This window comes from Methylocystis sp. (assembly GCF_021731785.1).
Lineage (GTDB): Bacteria > Pseudomonadota > Alphaproteobacteria > Rhizobiales > Beijerinckiaceae > Methylocystis.
In genome coordinates this window covers 116,316-131,122 of record NZ_JAKFWS010000031.1, presented here as the reverse complement: position 1 = coordinate 131,122, position 14,807 = coordinate 116,316, and the positions used below count along the sequence as shown (strand labels likewise).

At 62.4% G+C, this 14,807-nt stretch carries 17 protein-coding genes and 1 pseudogene; 9 read left to right on the top strand and 9 right to left on the bottom strand.

The features are described from left to right. A pseudogene (locus QZ964_RS06615) lies at positions 1–220 on the bottom strand (hypothetical protein); the annotation flags it as partial. 994 nt (positions 221–1,214) lie between these two features. Between QZ964_RS06615 and QZ964_RS06610 the strand changes: the two are divergent. After that, entirely contained in the window at positions 1,215–1,586 is a 372-nt protein-coding gene (locus tag QZ964_RS06610; RefSeq protein WP_292530156.1) for a single-stranded DNA-binding protein, read from the top strand. 93 nt (positions 1,587–1,679) lie between these two features. Here the strand turns inward: QZ964_RS06610 and QZ964_RS06605 are convergent, their stop codons facing one another. Beyond that, the gene (locus QZ964_RS06605) at positions 1,680–2,258 is read right to left on the bottom strand and encodes a hypothetical protein (RefSeq protein WP_292530153.1); all 579 of its coding nucleotides are present in this window, start codon (positions 2,256–2,258) and stop codon (positions 1,680–1,682) included. Positions 2,259–2,340: 82 nt separating this feature from the next. After that, positions 2,341–2,520: a hypothetical protein gene (locus QZ964_RS06600; protein WP_292530151.1), complete on the bottom strand. Its 180-nt coding sequence runs from the start codon at positions 2,518–2,520 to the stop codon at positions 2,341–2,343. Positions 2,521–2,943: 423 nt separating this feature from the next. Between QZ964_RS06600 and QZ964_RS06595 the strand changes: the two genes are divergently transcribed. After that, on the top strand, positions 2,944–3,411 hold the full coding sequence (locus tag QZ964_RS06595) for a hypothetical protein (protein ID WP_292530149.1): 468 nt from the start codon (positions 2,944–2,946) through the stop codon (positions 3,409–3,411). Here the strand turns inward: QZ964_RS06595 and QZ964_RS06590 are convergent. After that, positions 3,392–4,033 (bottom strand): hypothetical protein, encoded by a 642-nt coding sequence (locus QZ964_RS06590; RefSeq protein ID WP_292530148.1) that lies wholly within the window; start codon positions 4,031–4,033, stop codon positions 3,392–3,394. The two genes, QZ964_RS06595 and QZ964_RS06590, sit on opposite strands and share 20 nt — an antisense overlap. Before the next feature lie 300 nt (positions 4,034–4,333). On the opposite strand from QZ964_RS06590, the gene QZ964_RS06585 reads away from it, so the two are divergent. Further along, positions 4,334–4,465: a hypothetical protein gene (locus QZ964_RS06585; RefSeq protein ID WP_292530145.1), complete on the top strand. Its 132-nt coding sequence runs from the start codon at positions 4,334–4,336 to the stop codon at positions 4,463–4,465. A 133-nt stretch (positions 4,466–4,598) separates the two neighbouring features. On the opposite strand, the gene QZ964_RS06580 is transcribed toward QZ964_RS06585, so the two are convergent. Beyond that, positions 4,599–5,779 (bottom strand): IS3 family transposase gene (locus QZ964_RS06580; RefSeq protein ID WP_292530143.1). Its coding sequence is split into 2 segments (ribosomal slippage): positions 4,599–5,515 and positions 5,515–5,779, totalling 1,182 coding nucleotides; the frame shifts between segments, so codons are not numbered across the junction. 593 nt (positions 5,780–6,372) lie between these two features. Between QZ964_RS06580 and QZ964_RS06575 the strand changes: the two genes are divergently transcribed. Both QZ964_RS06575 and QZ964_RS06570 read left to right on the top strand, forming a co-directional pair. Then, positions 6,373–6,951: a hypothetical protein gene (locus QZ964_RS06575; protein WP_292530141.1), complete on the top strand. Its 579-nt coding sequence runs from the start codon at positions 6,373–6,375 to the stop codon at positions 6,949–6,951. Positions 6,952–7,051: 100 nt separating this feature from the next. Next, positions 7,052–7,231: a hypothetical protein gene (locus tag QZ964_RS06570; RefSeq protein ID WP_292530138.1), complete on the top strand. Its 180-nt coding sequence runs from the start codon at positions 7,052–7,054 to the stop codon at positions 7,229–7,231. A 10-nt stretch (positions 7,232–7,241) separates the two neighbouring features. On the opposite strand, the gene QZ964_RS06565 is transcribed toward QZ964_RS06570, so the two are convergent. Continuing rightward, a complete protein-coding gene (locus QZ964_RS06565; protein WP_292530135.1) occupies positions 7,242–8,588 on the bottom strand; it encodes a MobA/MobL family protein in 1,347 nt (448 codons plus the stop codon). Between the two features lie 644 nt (positions 8,589–9,232). On the opposite strand from QZ964_RS06565, the gene QZ964_RS06560 reads away from it, so the two are divergent. After that, complete coding sequence (locus QZ964_RS06560) at positions 9,233–9,436, top strand: hypothetical protein (protein WP_292530133.1); 204 nt, start codon at positions 9,233–9,235, stop codon at positions 9,434–9,436. A gap of 92 nt (positions 9,437–9,528) precedes the next feature. Beyond that, positions 9,529–9,816: a hypothetical protein gene (locus QZ964_RS06555; RefSeq protein WP_292530130.1), complete on the top strand. Its 288-nt coding sequence runs from the start codon at positions 9,529–9,531 to the stop codon at positions 9,814–9,816. 94 nt (positions 9,817–9,910) lie between these two features. Here QZ964_RS06555 and QZ964_RS06550 read toward each other — a convergent pair whose 3' ends face one another. Genes QZ964_RS06550 through QZ964_RS06540 form a run of 3 tightly spaced genes read right to left on the bottom strand, consistent with a single transcriptional unit; the run spans position 9,911 to position 12,120 of the window. Then, positions 9,911–10,594, bottom strand: coding sequence for a hypothetical protein (locus QZ964_RS06550; protein WP_292530128.1), 684 nt, complete (start codon positions 10,592–10,594; stop codon positions 9,911–9,913). A gap of 16 nt (positions 10,595–10,610) precedes the next feature. Beyond that, the gene (locus tag QZ964_RS06545; RefSeq protein ID WP_292530126.1) at positions 10,611–11,471 is read right to left on the bottom strand and encodes a zeta toxin family protein; all 861 of its coding nucleotides are present in this window, start codon (positions 11,469–11,471) and stop codon (positions 10,611–10,613) included. Positions 11,472–11,475: 4 nt separating this feature from the next. Continuing rightward, a complete protein-coding gene (locus QZ964_RS06540) occupies positions 11,476–12,120 on the bottom strand; it encodes a hypothetical protein (protein WP_292530124.1) in 645 nt (214 codons plus the stop codon). Positions 12,121–12,749: 629 nt separating this feature from the next. Between QZ964_RS06540 and QZ964_RS06535 the strand changes: the two genes are divergently transcribed. Together QZ964_RS06535 and QZ964_RS06530 are read left to right on the top strand one after the other, a co-directional pair. Then, entirely contained in the window at positions 12,750–13,874 is a 1,125-nt protein-coding gene (locus QZ964_RS06535) for a BRO family protein (RefSeq protein WP_292530122.1), read from the top strand. Positions 13,875–13,895: 21 nt separating this feature from the next. Beyond that, positions 13,896–14,756 carry a Rha family transcriptional regulator gene (locus QZ964_RS06530; protein ID WP_292530120.1) on the top strand — a complete coding sequence of 287 codons (861 nt, stop codon included), beginning with the start codon at positions 13,896–13,898 and terminating at the stop codon, positions 14,754–14,756. Positions 14,757–14,807: the final 51 nt, after the last annotated feature.

Genomic DNA, 14,807 nt, shown 5'->3' with positions numbered 1-14,807 from the left:
ACAGGCCCGTGCCGCCGCCTCCACCGGCGCCACCTCCTCCAGGACCACCTCCTTGCCCAGTTCCTTGGCCGCCCGTCGGATATTTGAAATCCGGCGCGCCCCGCTCCCGATAGGTCGGATGAACCGTCTCCGGCAGACCCTTCTCGAAGACGGGAACGGGATCCGCCCTCGCCCCCGTCGCCCAGACGCCGCCCGCTGTAGACAACACCGTCCCAGCCAACAGCAGCGACCTCCACAACCAAACGACGATCGAACACGAACGACCGCCTCCTCTTCCGTCGATCTCGCGGAGACGGAACCGACCAACCCGTCGCAACATGGAACCTCCTGCTTCAGAAGGTCCCCAAGATTGCGCCGCAACGCGCGAACGCCAAAATCCTTGTCAAGAAAAAATTGCCCGTATTTTTTCTTGTCATTCGCGCACAACTTTTGTCCCCCTCGCACATTCCGCCCTTCGCCGCCGGGCCCCCGGACGGCGAGGCGAGTGCGGGAAGGGTGGTCGCGTTCAGCGTGATGGGCCGATGAGGACAGCGGCGAGGCTTCGCCTCAATCCGATTGTTGACCTGCCGCTGCAATTCCCAGGCTCAGCTCAGCCCTTCCCAAGTCCCGCGCTCGTCGTGCCCTCGCGGCGCAGCCGCATTTACGTCGGCCATGTCGGTCGTGACTATTTCCTCCGCGATGAGCGTCGTCGTTCGTCCTGGGGAAGCGTGCTAGCGCGGGCGTGCGGCCGTCGCCACCGCGCTTCGCTGGCTCGTTCGACAGCGTTGGCCCCTTCGAGATGCGATGTCACAGGAATGAGGGAGTCGACGCCATTTCGGCGGCGTCGTCGTCCCAGAATCGAATGCTCTGCCTCGTCGCCTTCCTGTTGCGCTCGGCCTTTCGAGGCCGGACGCCGATTCTCTGTTTCTTCCGCGGGGTTGTTTTCGACTTCCCCTCCTTATTGACCGCAAAGCCCAATTGCAGGCTCGAGTTCATACAGCCGCCGGCGGAACCTTCGGCCCCTGGACCCTTAGAATTTTCCCCTGCCCGCGCCACCCCGCCGTAACCGGCGGGTCCCCTGAGCGCGGCCATTCCTCGCGCAACAAAATTCACGGCTCCGGGCGGGGCGCAGCGCTGCGCTCGCCCTCCGGCCAAGGCCGGAGGCTCCGGTCCGCCTTTCCGGCTGTTCATGAAACGCCGTGCAACGGGCTGCGGCCCAAAATAGGAGAAAAGTCATGAGAAACGTTGCGGAATTCACTCTCATCGGGCGCCTCGGCGCCATCAAGAAAGTCGGCTCCACTCTCCGCCTCTCGATCGCTTCGAATTATTCTTACAAGGACGCCGGCGGCGAATGGCGAGACGACGCCCACTGGAATGAAATCACGATCTTTTCTAAGGCCACGATCAAGTATGTCGAGCAGCATCTCGCCAAAGGCGACCTCGTTCACGCCCGCGGCCGCGTCCGCCAGAACAGTTACGATCGCGACGACGGCCAGCGCGTCTACACAGTCGATCTCATCTGCACGGACTTCTCGCGGCTGGCGCAGGCGTCGGACAATCGTGACGACGCGGAACCGCGGGACGCCGAACAACGCGAATACGCCTGACGCGGCGGTTTTGAAAATGGGATCGGGGAGGCTTCGCCTCCCCGCCTTTCTCGTTGAGCGGCGGCGCTACGCCGATACGCTCGCTCCACTTCGTCAGCCTGCGGCCAGCGGGCGCGCTTCGCCGAAGAACAAGGCGTTCGCTTCCTCTTCCGCATCGAACGGGCGCCAGTCCTCGCCGCCCTTGGCGAGACGGATGGCGCGCGACGCTCCCCGGGCCTCATCGCAGGCGATATGAGCGTCGACCAATAGCCGAGCCGCCAGATTGCTCCGGTCCGTCGCACGCTCTTCGAGCGGCGACATCCAGTACCCGCCTTCCGACTGCGCCTTTACCACCAATCGTTGCGCCGCCACCGCCGCGGCCGCGGCCTCATGCGCGCGCCGGCAAGCCGCCTCCGCACGCTCCACCGCCGGCCGCAACAGCTCATCGAGCGCGGCCCGCCGCTGCGCGCCAGGCTCGGGCCGAATGTTGTTGGCGATATAGTCCGCCATCTCCCGATCAGCGATATCGCGGATCCCGTCGATATCGTCGTCGAGACCGAACGCCTCGATCACCAGACTGACTTCGCGCGAATCCGGCGCGATCTCCCACAGCAAATCCAATGACGGCTTCATCCGCCGTTCGAGCGGGAACCGCACCACATTCGTCATGCCGGGCGTCAATTCGATGCGCATGATCGGAACTCCTCATTCAAACACTTCTTCTTATCGCGGAAGAGCCCCCAATGCAACAGATAACTCATTGAATATACACATATTATAATCTCTGACCCGGTGTTCGACGAAAGCTCGCGCGCCGACGCCAATTCCGCGCCGCGGCGCGGAACGCCATCGTCACGAGCAGCGCCGCGATCACCGCCAGCGCCACGAACGGCAGAGACGCCTTCGCAATATTGAACAGCAATAGCCAGAGAAAGCCCGAAACATCGAAACCCATCCGCATCGCCCTCGTGGAGATCCTCCATCGAGACTCCCATCGCTGCGCGCGAACGCTCAAACCGCCTTACGTCAAATAGCCGAGCGATCCGAATGTCCGCTTCCCGCTGCTTACGCGCCGCCGTCGTCGACAGGGCGTCACGGATCGCGGTTCGCCCCGGCGAGAGCGAAGACATCGACCAAAAGAAATCGAAAGAGAAAAGGCCGATGCAGCGGTTCGCGCCCGTCGGCGTCAGGCGCTCGTAGCCCGGCCGGGGGGGGTGGCAACGCCGGACCAGGGTCCGCCGTCCTCCGCAAGGGCTTCGGCCCTGGCCGCCCAAAAGCGGCTCAGGGTGCAAGCCCACTTTGATGGCCGGACTCTGTCGACCGCGCCGACCAGCGCGAACCCGCGTCAGGCCGGAAACGCGAAAATCAGGAGAACGCAATGAACGACCGCGTCCAACTCCCCGAGAAATACGAGCACACCCAATCGACGTCTTTGAAAATGACCAAAAGCGTCGAACGTCTAGCCGACACGAGCGACATGGCCCAACCGGCCATTGGCATCATCGATAGCGTCCACGAAAACCAAGAGCCGATGGTCCATCAAGGCCAATTGTGGACCATCGATCCCATCGAAAAGACAATCTCTTCGATCATCTTCGTCGAGCCAAACGACGACATCGAAGACGCGTTCGGAACGCGCCTGGGCTATAAAGGCTGCTACGACAAGGGAAGGAGAAGAACGCTGAACGACGAGGATGACGCCGTCCCCTGCATATCCTTCGTCATCTGCCAGGGAACGCTCTACCTCGAAGAAGAATTGCCGATCGACCATCCGTTGAGACAGTTTCCCCATCTCGGCCGTGGATGGAATTTCGAACGCAATTGCCTCATTCGACGATCGACTTGATCAGGCGGCGCAGAATGTCGTCGAACCACGAAATCTGCGCCTCTGAAAACGGAAATCCCCAGGATTTCTTGTATTCGACAACGATGCGCTCGACATATCTCAAATCGCCCGGGCGCTCGATCCGGTCTCGCACCAAATAGAGATCCTGCGACAGTCGCCCCCAGTTCCTCCTCCTTGCTGGCAGATCGAAAGCAGCCCGCAACCGCGCAAGGCTTTCAGCCTTCGCTTCCTCGGTGCGCAACGCCTCCATCTCTTGCTCATAGAGCCGTTGTTCCTCATCGTGACGCGCAATCTCCGCGCGCGCCGCGGTCCATTGCGCGGCGCGATCCGCCGATCGCCTTACGATCTCTTTCCGAAGCGCCGCCTCCCCTGCGGGCCGCAACTCCCATGCGGCCTCCTCGTAGACGCCCCGCGTCGCGAAAAAATTCAGCGTCACCGGCTCCGTCGCCGAACCATGGACTGCAACCGCCACCATCGGAAACGCAGACGCGTCCTCGATGTAGTGATGGCGCCTGCCCCCTGGAGCGGCGACGGCCGCCATCGCTCCCTGCATATGAAGCCGAAGCAGCGGAAATATCTCCGGCGCGTTCGCGAGATCGCGCAATTCATCGTGCAGGATCATGATCTCAAAAGACTCCTTTCGCGCAAATATGTCCCGTGTCGAATCTACATCTGGAAATGGCGACAATCGGGCGCGCCTTCCCGCTTGCCCTATCGACTGGTCGAAACCATGCGTCGCCGCGCGGGCCCCTTCGCACCGCCGGCCACGAAAATGCCTTGCGGTTCCGGCCGAGCCCTGCGCGAACGCAAATCCTCTCGCCATGGGTGCGGGTCTCCAAGCCTCCGGCTTCCTCCAACATGATCGTCTCTCGCGGGGATCGAGCGGCTTCCGCCGCAGGCGCATCGGCCGCAATGAGGGGCAATGATCGTCCGGCAATTTCTTCTTGGCCGGGGCGCGCCCGCGCCTGCCGGGTCGTTTGGAGAGCGCAGCATCGATGCGGGGCCGGTCGCCGCGTTCGGCTTCGACGCTCGCGCCGGCGAAATCCGCGCGTAAAGTTCGACGGCGCGAGAGCATGGTGGCTGCGGCGTCGGAACGCCCTCAAAGATCCAGCGGCGGTTTTGCGCTCGGGATCACGGGTCAACGCCGTGGTCGTGATCTGCCCCCAGTGACGGGTCCAATTTGGATGTTAGTGCATTGTCGGCCTACGGGCCAGCGCGGGCGGCGGAGCTGATTGAAGTTGCGTAGCCGCCCGCGCAGCGAATGCGGGAATGAAGACCTCCGGGGCGGGCGGTTTGTAGCCCAAGGATCCATGCGGGCGTTCGGTGTTGTAATGCCGGCGCCAGCTCTCGATCACCACCCTGGCTTCGTTGAGCGAGTAGAAGATTTCACCATCGAGCAGTTCGTCGCGCAGACGCGCGTTGAAGCTCTCGATGAAGCCGTTCTCCCAAGGACTGCCTGGCGTAATGTAGGCGGTCCTGGCGCCGACTGCCGCGATCCAGTTCTGGACAGCTTTGGCGACGAACTCTGGGCCATTGTCGGAACGAATGTGTTCGGGAACGCCGCGCAGAATGAACAGGTCGGAGAGCACGTCGATGACGTCCGTCGAATTGAGCTTACGGTTGATCCTGATGGCCAGACATTCGTGCGTGAACTCGTCGACAATGTTCAGCATGCGATATTTTCTCCGATCATGCGTGCGATCTTCAACGAAATCGTAAGACCAGACGTGATTGGGGCGTTCGGCGCGCAGACGTAGGCATGAGCCGTCGGCAAGCCATAGGCGGCCTCGTTTGGGTTGTTTAGCGGGAACCTTCAGCCCCTCGCGCCGCCAGATGCGCTCGACCCGCTTGTCATTGACGACCCAGCCCGCTCTCGTGCGCAGCATCTCGGCGATCTTGCGATAGCCATACCGGCCATATTGACGAGCAAGTTCGATGATATCGGCGGTCAGCGGCGCCTCATCCTCTCGTCCCGCCGGAATACGCCGCTGCGTCGAGCGATGCTGTCCGAGCGCATGGCAGACCCGGCGCTCGGACACTTTCAACTGGGATCGAACGTGATCAACGCAGGCCCGGCGGCGCGAAGGGCTTAGAAGTTTCCCCGCGCCGCCTCGGCCAAGATCATCTTATCAAGCGTCAGATCCGACACCGCTTTGCGAAGTCGGGCATTCTCCGCTTCAAGCTCCTTCAGCCGCTTGATCTGATCCGTCTTCAGACCGCCGAACTCCTTGCGCCACCGGTAGTAACTTACCTCGGTCGTTCCAATCGAACGCACCGCATCGGCGACGCTTTTTCCCTGCGAAACAAGCACATCAACCTGCCGCAACTTCGCGACGATCTCCTCAGGCGTTGGTCTCTTCCTCGGCATAACGGTCCTCCTCTCCTGTCCGAAGACATACCTCAAGGTGGACCAGTTCAGTGGGGGTGGATCAGTCGGCTTCGCAGAGGCCGAAGCAGGGCGAGGGTTTTCCCCGCCGTCGGTCGGCAATGCTTTCGGCAAGCGCCGGCAATCGATCGCCGGGACAATGGCGGCCTTGTCGCGCAGCGGGATGTTTCGGAACGACGTTTGGTCTTTGTGATCCGCTGTTGCTCCGTGCGCTGAGGTTCCGCCAAACGGACCCGATCAACGGTTTGTCCCCTCGGTTTGGTTGCGTCCCTAAGCCTGGCCAACCGTGACCGCAACGGCGGGCGGCGACTATTTTCCGCCGCGGCCGGGCTTCCATTTTCGGACCGGCGCAAGCGCCGGACTTTCTATGTCGCCCGGACCGCTTTGCATCGCGAATCAAAATAGTCGCCGCCCTGCCGTCCTCCGCAAAGGCTTCGGCCCTCCGCCGCCGCCCCAAGAGGCGTCGGCTGCGGGTGCAGTCCCGGTTCGAGGCCAGGCTTTCAGGGACCGCACCGAGGGAAACAAACCGGCATCGGGCCGGCGAACCCCCGGCGCACATGAACAGGATCACGATCATGACCAAGCGTCCCCAAACGTCCGCTGCGAAACGCAACAAGCCCGCTCGTCCCGAAATCTCCCTCGAACGCGCCCGCCTCATCTGCCCGAACGACGCAGTCGCAGCGAAAGTCGCCCAGAGCTTCGCTCTGTCGGTTCCCGACTTCACCGGCATCCGCAACATCCACGAGCAGATGCTCCGCCAGACCTGGATCGCTTTCGACGAGGCGCTCAACGAGGTCGCCACAAAGATGCACTTCCAGCGCATCGTCGGCACTTACGTCGCGTCCGCCCAAGGCGCTGGAAGCTTCTACACCAACAAACTCAGCGAAGCCCGCGACCTCACTTCCAAGCTCGCCAACGACCACCGCGACGAGGATCGCGACGCCCCCTCCGGCTTCGAAAGCCGGGCCGAAAAGGCCCGCAAATTCGCCGCCGACCTCGCCATGCAGGCTTACGCTCTGCTCGCCGCCGCCGAGGGAGCCGCCGCCGCCTACGTCGAAATCACCGGTGAGGATTGGAAACCCTACACGCCCGCCGGCGAAGGACCCAGCGTCGAGCGCAAGTCCGCCGCCGCCGAACTCAGCGCCTTCGAATGAGGCGCCAGGGCGGGGACCCTCCGGTCCCCGCCTTCGTTTCGCCGAACCGCTGGCCACAGCACAAGCGCATCGCGCCAGATCGCTCAGCAAGGAGACCGCCATGCCCAAGCAAACCAACCCGCAGACGCGACCGCGCAACGCATGCGCCCGCGCTCTGCGCCTGCGCGCCGCAAACGCCGGCGTCCCCGTCAAACTGGACGCCCGCGTCAAAATCGTCGCGCCTAAAAAAGGCAAGGCGTCCTACCGCCGCTGCGCCCAACCAAGACCCCCGCTCGGCTGATCCTCGCCGCTTACCAAAGCCCCATTCGTTGACGCTTCGGTTTCCCCGTCGACCTCTCCCCGCCGCCCAGTGCGGCCAGCTGCTGCGCATCGAGGCCAATATCGCCGCCGTCGATCTCGACGAATTCCTCTCCGTCAACCAATACCAGCTTCGCCGCAACCGCCCGCGCCGCCTTCAACATCCACTCCTTCTGCTTTTCGCTCATCTCCGCCACGTCGTTCACCACCAGAACATCATTCGACGCCAGCAACTCTCGCTTCTTCTGCCACCGCCCCAAGAGACCGTGAACGGCTACGCTCTTGATCGCCGTCGTCTTCTCGAACTTCTTCGCCAGCTCATAGGTTAGGCCCACCCAGCGAACCCGAAGCCCCGCCGCCTCCCATAGCGCCACCGCCTCGCGCAACGTTCGACCCGAGTCGCCGCCGCCCATCGCGCCGGCTTCGCGACCCGAACCCGAGCCGTTCGCTCCCGCGCCAGCCACGCTTCCCATCAGCTTGCGGGTGCTAAACCCCTCTCCGTCCGGCAGCCGGACAAGATCGACCGACGCCTCCACCCGCGCCAGAGCCATCTTGAATTGTTCGTCGCCCCCGGTATTGCCCTTCACGAATTCCGCCAATTCGCCCCGCGAGAACGTCCCTCCCTCGCGCGTCAGCGCCTCCAGCGCCAATCCCGGCTCCGCCGCCAAACGCTCGCCGTTGCGCCACCCAAGTTCATGATTCTCCGCCTCATACTCTCGCCCCCCGAGAAGCGGTTCGAGCGCCCGGCCACGCGCCGCGCTCGGACCCGCCCCGATCATCCGATCTCGCCCGGTTTCGCGCAAATGTATGTTCGATAGCTGCGCCCAACGCTCCCGCCAGTTCAACAACAGTTTCGTTTCCTTCCAGTCCGTCCGTTTCTTTCCAAACCCCTCGCCACAAACTTCACGCATCGAAAACAACGCTTGCACATACCCCCGTCGCGCACCGTCCGCCCCTTGCGTTCGATGAATATTGAAGTCGACGATCATTCCCCGCTGGACAAACTGCTCAAGTAAAAATTCGCGCGCAAGTTTCACCCCCTCGTCAATCGCTAGATCCTTCGACAATACAAGCTCTATCTCCCGCGCAAGCTGCGCATTCTCGCGCTCCTCCACATTCTCAATCTCGTTCCATAAGACCGTCCGGTCCAGCCACCGATCCGGAGCCCCTAACGGCAGTAGAATTTCCGAATGCTCGAGATCCGACAGGCTCGAAAAATCCACTTCTCGCCCCAAGCCTTCGTCATCCAATTTCGACCGTGAACAATACGCCGCCGCGACCACCGCCCGACGCCCCGCGGAGCGCCGCACCGAGCCTACATTCAAATAAAAGATGCCCATCGTCTCTGTCCCTGGTCGGCGCTCTCCCGGCCCGCCGGAATTCCAAAACGCCGCCCGCCGACGCTCCATTCAAATTGCGCGAATGATAAAATCGCCTGAAAAGTCGTGTCTTTATGGATGCGTCTTTGTGAGCGCCTGAAGCCGTTCTGGCGAATTCCGATAAATCGGAACCGCGCTCTACTCGCGCCGCAAGCGACGCTCCCCGAGCCGGCGCACGCGCCGTCTCGGCCGTTCCGGTCACGATCGCTTTCGCTAGCGCTCCCATCCCCCGCCCAAAATATCGAAACTCCAGCGGAGGACGGAGAGGCGAAGTTCTTCCCGCGCGCTGGCGGCGCGCAATATCTCGAGTCTCACGCATGCCGACGCATGCCTCTTTGTCGGAGAGAGGCCTTGCCTCTCTCATGCGGTACGGCCCCTTCGGGGCCGTCCTTCTCTCTCTCTCTATGACGTCCCAGTATACGGCTGCTCAGGCCGCCTCGAGGACGAGCGGTCCCCCCAATTTTGTCGAGACCAAAACCTGAAGTTTTGCCCTCGACAAAATCGGTTCCCCCGCTCGCCGCCGCCGGCGGTCGCTAAAGCGATCCTCGACCCGGCCTTCGTGCGCTCGTGCCCAACCTTCGTCATCGAGACGAAGGAGATTGCAAATGAGCTACGACATCGAACGCCACATCGAAGAACTGCGCGCCGAACTCAACGATTGCATCGATCCGCGCGAACGAAAAATCATCGCCGCCGAACTCGCCGACGCGCGCGCCGTCAGGGCGGCAATCGATGAGCACGCCTTCTTCGCCGATATCGATATCGAGAAACAAATCGGCGCGAACAACGACCATCCGATCCCGTTCTGAACGAAAGCCGGAGCAGGCGTCGCCGTCACGCCTGCTTCTTCTTGCCGCGAATAGCCTCCCGCCGCCTGCCCAAACATGCTAGAGACATTCCCATGAGCGCTCAGGTTCTCTTCAACCCCCTCACCTATATCGACCGCCTCACGCGCGGTGGATTCACCCCGGACCAGGCGCGCGCCTCTGCCGAAGCCCTCGAAACCGCCTTCAGCGAAAGCGTCGCCACCAAAACCGATGTCGCCGAACTCAAACGCGACATTGGCGAGACGGAGGCGCGGCTCAGACTCGAAATTTCTCACGCGAAGTATGACATCCTGCGCTGGGTCTTCGGCTTCAATCTCGCCCTCGTCGGCGCCATCTTCGCCATCATGAAATTCGTAAAGTAACGGTCGCTCCGAACGCCTTCCATGCCGCCTGACGTAAACAGATTGGGGGAGGCGCGCCTCCCCCAATCTTCGCCGTTCGCCACAAGCCCGCGCCTCACCCCGTCACATACCGCCACAGCCACAGCCAACGACGCTGCATGTCCGCCGGCAGCTCGCGCCAGGTGCGCGGCACCAACGTGTCCAACTTGCACGTCCAGTCGCCCGTCGGCTGCCCGCCCTCGACAACAACTCGCAGCGGCGATTTGATGCAGCGCGCCAGCGACTGCACCGCCGGCTCATCCTCCCAGGCCCGAAGCTGGTATCCAAACGCAAAGCTCGCCCCCAGCAACGCCAGCGCCGCCAGCGTCATCTTCACTGCATATATCCGAGATCTGTTGCGGTGGAGGTTCTTTTCCGTCAGAACAAGCCATTGCTGCGACTCCGAGAGCAGATTCCTGCTCAAGTCCTTGCAAACATTCGTGACAATCCTCTCCTGCACGACTTCCGCCTGCCTGACCGTCAACGCCGCCAACTTGTTCGCCTCGCGAAGCTTCACGATCTCGGTGTCCGCCGCTTCCTTGGCGCCCCGAACAATGTCCCTCACGTCCGATGTCGCCGCCGCAACCAAGCGCGCGAGAGCTCTGATGGCTGTCAACAAGGAAGCGACAAAACGCCCTTCCAGATGATCTGGCTGTACTCCCCAATCCAACGTCGCCTTCTCACACTCCTTTATGCTGGCGGATATTTCCGCTGCGACTTTTTGCGACTGCGTCGCGACCGCTTGTCTATCCGAACTCATTCGCCATTCCTCCTGTTCATCCTTCCGCACTCTGAGCTTCCGCTTTCCTTGGACGGCTCCTGGCTTCTTTTGCTTCGCCCACTTCGGCCCGAAGCGCCGGCATATCCGGCAACCAGAGAGACGGAATTCTTTCGAGGAAAAATCCTGGCAGTTCGCGGCTCCACCAGTTCTTGACCCGCGACTGATCAAAAAACGACATCGGCGCTTGTCCCGGTTTCACGATCCCGGTCATCGCTTCCACGAAGGTCAGCCCGCGATCCGTCACTTGCGACATGCACGGAAGCCTCGGCAGCGTCGCCACCACCGCGCCTCCGCCCACCGCCTCCAGGAACGCCGGGTGTCGCCGCACCTCCGCGAACGCCACACCGTCCGATCGTCCCGACAACACCAAACCTTTGTTCAGCACAAGAATTGTCGCCTCCGGCGCGAGCCGGCTTTCCGTCAAAAAACGCTCGAGATAATCCAAATCCGCCCTTTCCGGGCCGATCAGATGCACAAGCACCACGCGCACGCCTCGCTCTTCCAGCTCCGAAACGATCGGCACCTCGTCTACGAGGCGCGCCAGCGGCGTATCTCCGCCTCCGACGTCGAGCAGGGCGTCATACTGTTTCTCCACCATGTCGATGAACCGCTCCTCGAGCCAAGCCTTCACGTCCTCCGGATCGGCGGACCCCGGCTCGAGAACATCGCTGTGAAACAAAGAAAGACTGTGCGTGCGGTTCATTGTATCCGCATTCCACATCACCATATTGCCGCCATGCGCGCGCACAAATTGCACAGTCGTATTCAGAAAGACGGTCTTCCCGCACCTCTGCCGGCCAACCGCGATCAGTAGAACGGGACGGCGGTCATTCGTTGAATTTCCAATTGTTGACATTGGTCTATCCCTCTTCTCTTGCTCGATTTAGTAGTAAACGCTGTTGCACTCTTTCGACCCCGAATTCTTGTTCGAGCTCTTTGTATCTCTCCTTGCTGAGCGGCTTCACGTGCCGAGCATTCCACTCGTGCTCCCGGTCCAACCTCTCCAGCTGCTCCTGCATGTGCCGAGCCCGCTCGGGCGGTAGCTTCGGGTCCTCCCAGGGTTTTGCCGCCGCGATCGGCAACGCCGAGGGAGACGCCCGTGCCGTCGCCGAGACGACCACCGCCCCGTTCGAATGACGCGCCGGTTCGCCCGCCAGCGGTCGAACGTCACGCGGCATGCGCGACGGATAGTTCCTCCTCGCTTCCGCCGCCGCGTCCCGCTTGGCCTCATCCGCCGCGCGCGCCGCTGCCCGGCGGGCTTTTTCGCGGCGCGCCTGCCACCACGTCTTGCGCGCATTCGCCTCCGTCACTCCCCTGCCCGACGTATCGGTCAGGCCCATCGCGACGAATTCCACGCACAGCCTCTTCCACTGCATCCGCTGGCCAGCCGTCGCCTCGACGATCTCGTCGTGATGTTCGAACATCCACCAAAACAGCGAAGACCGATTCCCCGGCCGCGCCATCCCGTCCAAAACCGCCAACCACTTCTCCTTCTTCTCGGCCATTCGACTGACATCCCCTGTTTCGGCCGTCCTGAACCTCGCGCCGAGCGACCGCTCTTTCTCATCGGCTGCTCGTCATTTTTCGCCGCTTGCATTCCACTCGAGCCTGCGCCTCGAACGCGCGAACGCGCGAATCAAACCCGCGAACGCGCGAACGCGCGAATTCGCAATCGCGCTGCCAATTGCCAGCGCGACAAGGTTGGCATATGGTTTGCTTGTCCGTGTCTCTACACGGCTTGGCTCACGCTCAAAGCGTTCCAGCACCGTCCCGGCTCCGCCCCACCTCCGGGAGATCAACGGGAGATGAGCGGGAGACCAAAAATAGACGGGAATGCACCATTGCACCGTTGGTGCCAGAAGCTCAGGCTTCGCCTTCGCGCGCGAAATCCCCAAGGCGCTCTCAGAACGCGTAATTTAGAAGACACACGCGCATAACGCGCGTCGCGGGACGCCCCTCCACGCCCCAGCACGCCGCCCTTTCGCGTTCGCGCGTCCCTCGCCTAGCCTCGTCAATAGCCGGCGAGAGATTTTTTTCGATCCGGGAAGGGTCTCGCGACACGGCCAAAAACGCCCGCTCGCGCCAACGCGCGATATGCGGGAAAAGGCAACGATATCAATAGGAATGCGTGAAAATGTCAGAAGATCAAATCAACGCCAACGGCGAAAACAAGGCCTCTCTGCCGGTCGAGTTCAAGTTTCGCGATCACCCCGTGCGCGCCTTTAAGATAGACGACGAGATCTGGACCGTCGCAAACGACGCTTGCGCGGCGCTCGATCTCAAAAATCCCAATCAGGTTCTCACGCGTCTCGACGACGACGAAAAGGGGGTCCGAAAAGTGGATACCCTTGGCGGGCCCCAGGAACTGGCCGTCGTGAACCTCTCAGGCCTCGTCAGGTTGATCACCCGTAGCAACAAGCCTGAGGCGCGCGCCTTCCAGCGCTGGCTCTTTCACGACGTCGTGCCATCAATCTACAAAACCGGCCGCTACGAGGTCGGCCAGGGGCAAGCCGAGCCGAACGAGACAGCGGACCCGGAGTCTGCGCGCGACGCCCGCGACCGCCTCTTAGAAATCTTCGCCGTGGGAAGTCTCAATTTTGACCACCTGCTCAAGGCCTTGTTCGGCAAAAACATCCCCTACACGTCAAGCCGCAGATACCCGCTTTTCCTCACCGAATGCTGTGACGCCCTGGGCGTTCCGGAGGCCACGGCCGCCGGCCGCATTCCCGACTCGCAGATGACCACGCTTGTCGTCGAGGCGGGCGAGGAACGTCTGGAAAAACGCGCCATCGCCGAAGCCGCTCTGATTTTCCTCGCCTTCGCGCGCCAGACGCTCGCGCCAAACCAAATCGGAAGCGAGGAGGGGCACAAAAACGCCGAAGACTGGGTGCAAATCCCCAAGTGCAATGTGGGCAGGTTTATTCTGACGATCTTGCCGAATGGCTCACATCATCTCTACAGGTCGGATTGCAGTCACGTCCTTTACGAAGCTGATCAAATGAATTGTCTGGCGATTTCCCACTCGCTCAAGACGGTGGAAGCGTTTTGGCGTCGATGCCAGCAGATCCTCGAATTCGGCGGCGACCTTCGAGGCAGCCAGCCCTTGCTCGCGCTCGACGGCGCAATAGCGAACGCGGCGCAACACGCCAACCACTTCATCAAGGTCTACACCCGGCTCGGCGACTCCCCCAGATTCGACGACCCCCGGCCGATGCCCCGAACCTCGCGGCAGCCGACCGGAAACGGCCAGTCCAGATGATTTCAGGAAGGAATAAAAACAATGGCCCCCGATCAGAAGCGCGCAAACAGGGGCGAGACCCAAACTCCGCCGCCGGGGGACATCGTCTCTGTCGCCGAAGGCAAAGCCGTCGCCGATAGCCGCATCATGGCACAAAGCTTCGGCAAGGATCACAAAGATGTGCTTTCGGCCATCGATCGCCTGAAGGACCGGCTGTCGCGCATCAAGAGCCCCATGGCGCAAAATTGCGCCATGGGGTTCACGGAGAAACGGGCCGGCGCCGATCGGTTTTTCGAACTGGATCGCGACGCCTTCGCCTTACTGGCTGCGGACCTCGACGGCGACGAGGCGCGGGAATTCGAATATATCATCGCCTTCAGCGCCGCGGAGGCCACGCTTAAGGGGCGCGCAAGGGCCGCCGACATCGGGCGGCGGCGCGCGGAGCCGCTACACGCCGAATCCATCTTCGGAACGCCGCTGCGCTACTTCGCAAGCCCCGACGGCAAAGGCCTGCCATGGACGAGCGGCGACGATCTCGCCAGGGTTTTCGCGCTCTCGGTCAACGAATCCGCCGCCTTTCATCGCGCCATCGAGACGGCGGCGGCGTTCGGCCATTCCGCTCCCGCCACGATCACGACGGCGGACGGCCCCGTTCGCATCGTTTCGCACCCGCTGGCGTTGGAGCTGATCGAGACCTTTCCCTTCCACCGGCCTGGCGAGCCCGACGCCAGACAACGGATCGTCGCCGGCTATGTCTTGGGAGGGGCGGCCGCCATGCGCCGCCTCTTTTCGCATTTGCCGCCGGCCGCGCGCCACGCCGCCGCCCTCGCCGCCCATCATCACACTTGGGAGGCGGTGGCCGAAGCCTTGGGCGCGCGCGGCCGTAGCCGCTTCCATAGTTGAGCGCGCGACGGCGCGTTAAGGTTGATTTCTCGTCGCGGCCGCCGCCGCGGC